The sequence below is a fragment of the Pseudomonas sp. NBRC 111131 genome, from assembly GCF_001320525.1.
In the GTDB taxonomy this organism is placed as follows: domain Bacteria; phylum Pseudomonadota; class Gammaproteobacteria; order Pseudomonadales; family Pseudomonadaceae; genus Aquipseudomonas; species Aquipseudomonas ceruminis.
Window position 1 is genome coordinate 1 of record NZ_BCBH01000069.1, and the last position, 5,796, is coordinate 5,796.

General features: G+C 56.5%; 6 protein-coding genes. 3 read left to right on the forward strand and 3 right to left on the reverse strand.

Translation table 11 applies throughout. The features are described from left to right. Positions 1–102: 102 nt before the first annotated feature. From APH34_RS29140 to APH34_RS28090, 3 genes are all read left to right on the forward strand, one after another. Positions 103–435, forward strand: a complete 333-nt coding sequence (locus APH34_RS29140) for a transposase (RefSeq protein ID WP_009684096.1) — start codon at positions 103–105, stop codon at positions 433–435. After that, on the forward strand, positions 432–767 hold the full coding sequence (tnpB, locus tag APH34_RS30175; protein ID WP_009684097.1) for an IS66 family insertion sequence element accessory protein TnpB: 336 nt from the start codon (positions 432–434) through the stop codon (positions 765–767). The genes APH34_RS29140 and tnpB overlap by 4 nt, the downstream gene beginning before the upstream one ends. 61 nt (positions 768–828) lie before the next feature. Next, positions 829–2,364: an IS66 family transposase gene (locus APH34_RS28090; protein ID WP_009684098.1), complete on the forward strand. Its 1,536-nt coding sequence runs from the start codon at positions 829–831 to the stop codon at positions 2,362–2,364. A 33-nt stretch (positions 2,365–2,397) separates the two neighbouring features. On the opposite strand, the gene APH34_RS28095 is transcribed toward APH34_RS28090, so the two are convergent. The 3 genes from APH34_RS28095 to APH34_RS28105 all read right to left on the reverse strand — a co-directional run bounded on the left by APH34_RS28095 (position 2,398) and on the right by APH34_RS28105 (position 5,374). After that, the gene (locus APH34_RS28095) at positions 2,398–2,931 is read right to left on the reverse strand and encodes an NUDIX hydrolase (protein ID WP_009684099.1); all 534 of its coding nucleotides are present in this window, start codon (positions 2,929–2,931) and stop codon (positions 2,398–2,400) included. A gap of 92 nt (positions 2,932–3,023) precedes the next feature. Beyond that, the gene (locus APH34_RS28100; RefSeq protein ID WP_012316922.1) at positions 3,024–3,875 is read right to left on the reverse strand and encodes a universal stress protein; all 852 of its coding nucleotides are present in this window, start codon (positions 3,873–3,875) and stop codon (positions 3,024–3,026) included. An 11-nt stretch (positions 3,876–3,886) separates the two neighbouring features. After that, positions 3,887–5,374 (reverse strand): SulP family inorganic anion transporter, encoded by a 1,488-nt coding sequence (locus APH34_RS28105; protein ID WP_009684101.1) that lies wholly within the window; start codon positions 5,372–5,374, stop codon positions 3,887–3,889. Positions 5,375–5,796 lie beyond the last annotated feature (422 nt).

Sequence of the window (5,796 nt, forward strand, 5' to 3'; positions counted from 1 at the left end):
TAACCGTCCGGCCAACTCACCTTCCTGACCCCGACGCCAAAGGCGATGGTGTCCACCTAATTTAAGTGGACACCATTTCTAGCCTTTTAAGCGGGTCTTTCCATGCAGTCACAACGCCGTTCCTATTCAAAATCCTTCAAGGCCCAAGTTGTCCAAGAGTGCGCCCAGCCCGGCGCATCGATTGCCAGCGTCGCGCAGAAGCACAGCCTTAACGCGAACCTCGTACATAAATGGATTAGGGTACTCACGAACAAAACTATGGCGCTGCAACCTGCTTTCATTCCAGTGCCCTTGCCGCTAGCCGGAGGACATTCGCAGGCAGCTTCATCAAGTATCTGCATTGAAATCCAGCACCCGCGTGGCACCGTCAAAGTGAACTGGCCGACCGAAAGCGCTGTCGCCTGTGCCACCTTTCTGCGAGACCTGTTGGAATGATTCGGATCGATGCCATCTGGCTTGCCACCGAGCCTATGGACATGCGCGCCGGTACCGAGACCGCGCTGGCCAGGGTGATCGCGGTGTTCGGTGTGGCGAAGCCGCACTGCGCATACCTCTTCGCTAATCGCCGTGCCAACCGAATGAAAGTCTTGGTGCATGACGGTGTGGGCATTTGGCTGGCAGCGCGACGATTGAACCAAGGCAAGTTTCATTGGCCCGGCATCCGTCACGGATCGGAAGTCGAACTCGATAACGAGCAACTTCAAGCCTTGGTACTGGGTTTGCCGTGGCAGCGGGTCGGCGCAGGCAGCGCGATCACAGTGCTTTAGCCCCTGCCATTAGCCCATCGGTTTATCGCTGTTGACGACCTGCTCTGACACAATCAGCGGCATGACTTCCTCGCCCAATCTCGACCAGATGACACCGGAACAGCTGCGCGGCTTGGCCGAACAGGCTATGCAGTTGCTGTCCCAGGTCGACTCCATGAGCCAGAAAATCCAACGCCTCGAAACGGTCAACGAGCAACTGGCTCATGAAATCGCCATCCTCAAGCGACACAAGTTCGCCAAGCGCAGCGAGCAACTGAGCCCCGACCAAGGCAGTCTGCTTGATGATCTGCTCGATACCGATATCGCAGCTATCGAAGCCGAGCTGAAGGCAGCCAATCCGCCGGCCGCACCGGCCGAGCCACGTCATAAGCCCAAGCGTGCACCACTGCCGCCGCAGTTTCCGCGAACCGTGATCCGTCACGAACCAGAGAATACTCAGTGCGTGTGCGGCTGCCAGCTTCAGCGAATCGGCGAAGACGTCAGCGAGAAGCTCGATTACACTCCGGGCGTGTTCACAGTTGAGCGGCATGTGCGTGGAAAATGGACGTGCCGTCAGTGTGAAACACTGATCCAGGCGCCTGTACCGGCCCAAGTGATCGACAAGGGCATCCCGACCGCAGGCCTTTTGGCCCACGTGATGGTGGCGAAGTTCGCCGACCATTTACCGCTGTACCGGCAGGAGAAGATTTTTGGTCGGGCCGGACTGCCCATCGCCCGTTCGACACTGGCGCAATGGATCGGACAGACCGGTGTGCAGCTCCAGCCTCTGGTCGATGCGCTGCGTGAGCATGTGTTGGCCCAGGGCGTGATCCACGCCGATGAGACCCCGGTTCAGATGCTCGCACCAGGCGAAAAGAAAACCCACCGCGCTTACGTGTGGGCCTATAGCACCACGCCTTTCTCGGCCCTAAAGGCCGTGGTCTACGACTTCAGCCCCAGCCGTGCCGGCGAACATGCGCGTAACTTCCTGGGCACGTGGAACGGTAAGCTGGTCTGCGATGACTTCGCCGGCTACAAGGCCAGCTTCGAGCTGGGCATCACCGAAATCGGCTGCATGGCCCATGCACGCCGCAAATTCTTCGACCTGCATGCAGCCAATAAAAGCCAGTTGGCGGAGCAGGCGCTTCACTCGATTGGCGGGTTGTATGAAGTCGAGCGACACGCCAAGGAAATGAGCGACGAAGCCCGCTGGCGATTACGTCAGGAAACAGCGGTGCCCATCGCTGAAAAACTGCATGAGTGGATGTTGGCCCAACGCGAACTTGTGCCCGAGGGTTCGGCCACGGCCAAGGCCCTGGATTACAGCCTTAAACGCTGGGTAGCGCTGACGCGCTACCTGGAAGATGGTGCTGTGCCCATCGACAATAACCAGATCGAGAATTTGATCCGGCCGTGGGCGCTTGGGCGCTCGAACTGGTTATTTGCCGGGTCGCTGCGCAGTGGAAAAAGGGCGGCGGCAATCATGAGCCTGATCCAGTCGGCGCGTATGAATGGGCACGATCCGTATGCCTATCTCAAGGATGTACTGATGCGGCTTCCGACACAGCGGGCGAGCGAAATCACGCAATTACTCCCGCAGCATTGGATGCTTGCCTGAGGCAGGCTAAGTGGACTTCGCCAAATAGTCAGCTCAAAGGCTGATTGGCATCAACAATTCGGAAGCGACTTTTCTCAGCATGTAGGTTTCGCGCAGAATTGACTGCCCCATCGAAGACTCGTGACGCTGCATGACGGCTTCATTGTGTGCGATGGCTTCATGCAGGTTGATCCAGACAGGCCGCATACCATTAGCGATTTCGTGGCTTTCCATTCTCACCGGCTCTAGCTGGGGCGCTACTTCGCATTGATAAAAATGCGAGGTCATGTGCATCAGATCGTACTGTGGCTTTTGGTAGGGCCGGTACTCCTCGATGTAACCGTAGTGCTGGAGCACCTGTATTTCACGAGCACCAGTCTCTTCCTCAAGCTCACGCTTCAGGCCTGCGACAATGTCCTCGTCACCATCAAGGCCGCCTCCAGGAAAGCTGAAATCGTTATAGCGCTCGGTGAACAGCAACAGGATCTGTTCACCCCGCATCACGATGCCGCGAGCTGCATGTCGACGGAATACTCTGCCCTGCTTGGATTTCAGCTCGGGGTGAACAATTTCAGTTATGAGTTGCATGTGGTCTCGTAGCGGCAAGATCAGTTAGTCATCGTCCAGGGTGGCCACGGTATTTCCTCAGTTCTGGAAATACTGTGGCCAGTGGAACTGGCTCAGCGAAGCAGCAATAAGGGTACAGTGGATGTACGCAGCATCGTCGTGGTCGTGCTGCCTATCAGAAACTGCCTGATGCGTGAGTGCCCGTACGCCCCCATGACCAAGAGGTCAATGCCGTGCTCTGCCTGATACGCATGCAGTGTGGACTCTACTTCGCCTGGGCGGATCTCGGAATGCACCAGCGAGCCGGAAGACGCAAGCGTGGTTCGTGCCTTCTCCAGCGCGTTCTGGTTGTCTTCAGAATCCGTTCCAACCATGACGATATGAATTGGCAGGCCTTCGCACAGCGGGCTTGAAGCAAGCATCTGTAAGGTCTTGTGGCCTGTTGCGCTGCCGTCAAATGCCACCATGACCGTTTCAGGTTTCCTGAAATGGCTGGTTGTAATCAGGGTGGGGCGGTGGATAGTTCGGACTATCGCTTCAATCTGGCTGCCAAGACTTTGGGCACTGCGCGTGCTGTCCTCACCGACTCTTCCAATCACCAGTAACCGAATATCGTCTTGGAGATCGCTCAGGCTCTCGACGAGATGGCCATGGCGCTGCTTCATATCAGGTGACATGGCGCCAGAGTGAACTGTTCGCTCGCGAGCTTTTTCAAGCATGTGCTGCCCATGCTCCAACGCCAGTTTTGCCCGCTGCGCATCCAGCATGGCCAACTCTTCCAGCAGATGTTCTCTGCTACCGAGACCGATATTGCCGCTGAGGTCAGCGGATGCAGGATATTTCTCCTTATCCAGCACATGAAGCAAGGTCAGGGGAGCGCTGAGTCGTTGCGAGGCCCATGCTGCGTAATCGCAGACCGCCAATGAGGATTGTGAGTTATCAATGCATGCCATTACGCGGGTCATTGTCGTTCTCCTTAGTGGCTCATGAGCTTGTCGATGGCACCGGGTTTGTCATGCACGCCGAAGCGGTCAACGATTGTCGCGCTGGCTTCATTGAGACCGAGCACTTCAACCTCAGCGCCTTCGCGTCGGAACTTGATCACGACCTTATCCAGCGCTGCGACGGCGGTGATATCCCAGAAATGCGCCTGTGTGAGATCGATGGTGACCTTGTTGAGCGCCTCCTTGAAGTCAAAAACCTCAGTGAACTTGTCCGCAGAGCTAAAGAACACCTGGCCCACGACGCGGTAAGTCCGATGCGATTTCGTCTCTTCAAGAGTGCTCTTGATATCCAGGTAGTGCCCGACCTTGTTTGCGAAGAACAGGGAGGCCAGCAGCACACCTACCAGTACGCCGTAAGCCAGATTGTGAGTGGCCACGACGACCACGACGGTCGCCACCATGACGAGGTTGGTCGACAGCGGATGCTCTTTCAGATTACGCAAGGAATCCCAGCTAAAGGTGCCGATGGACACCATGATCATCACAGCCACGAGTGCCGCCATAGGGATTTTGGAGAGCCACTCGCCAAGAAATACCACCATCAGCAGCAGGAAAACGCCGGCACACAATGTCGAGAGACGGGTGCGGCCACCAGATTTCACGTTGATGATCGACTGGCCGATCATGGCGCAACCTGCCATGCCGCCAAGCATGCCGGCAGCGATGTTGGCCACACCCTGGCCTTTGCACTCGCGGTTTTTGTTGCTGGTGGTGTCGGTAAGGTCGTCGACGATGGTCGCGGTCATCATTGATTCGAGTAGACCCACTACTGCCAACGCAGCCGAGTACGGGAAAATGATGCGCAGGGTTTCAAAATTCAGCGGAACTTCAGGCCAGAGGAAGATCGGGAGCGTATCAGGCAGTTGGCCCATGTCACCGACGGTGCGGATATCCAAACCGAGGTAAATGGCGATGGCAGTCAGCGTCAGAATGCACACCAATGGAGAGGGAATCACCTTGCCGATTTTCGGTACATACGGGAACAGGTAGATGATTCCCAGGCCCGCAGCGGTCATGGCATAGACATGCCAGGTGACATTGGTCAGCTCAGGCAATTGCGCCATAAAAATCAGAATCGCTAATGCGTTTACGAAGCCGGTGACTACCGAGCGTGAAACAAAGCGCATCAACGAGCCGAGCTTCAGGTAGCCGGCAAGGATTTGAAGTACGCCACATAGTAGCGTCGCGGCCAGCAGGTACTGGAGTCCATGCTCTTTTACCAGCGTAACCATCAGCAGTGCCATGGCGCCTGTCGCCGCCGAGATCATTCCGGGGCGCCCGCCGACAAAGGCGATGACAGCACAGATACAGAAGGAGGCGTAGAGACCGACTTTGGGATCTACCCCGGCGATGATGGAAAAGGCGATGGCTTCCGGGATCAGCGCGAGTGCGACCACCAGCCCCGCGAGCACGTCGGCACGGACGTTGGAAAACCACGTTTGTCTAAGTTTTTGCAGCATATAAATATCCAAGGCAAAGCATCGCGCACGCCAAGGGAGTGGCGAGCGAATCGATACAAATTCAAATTTTGAGGATTTTTTGCTGTGTGCTTAAGGTGTAAAACCAGGCGTACAGCAGTGAGCACCCGCGAGCGAGGCTAGCGGAAGCAGGTTGTTGCGAGGGGGCGTAGCGCTAAGGCGGCGTAGGCTGCCAGTAGATCGTTTGGAGTACAGTCATGCTGATGTTCCTGTAGCTCAAGGGGTATGCGGAGCCGAAGTATACAATGAAGCCATCGTCGATTGCGACCCGCTGGCAGGCTCTGCATGACCTACGTCAGATACAGGCTTATTCAATGGGTATACCTGCGGGCAAGGCTTTGTTTTCCACCCGTTCTTGTCCGAGCTGGTCTGTGTGCTGAGGGGTGAGTTGGCCAGACGGTTAC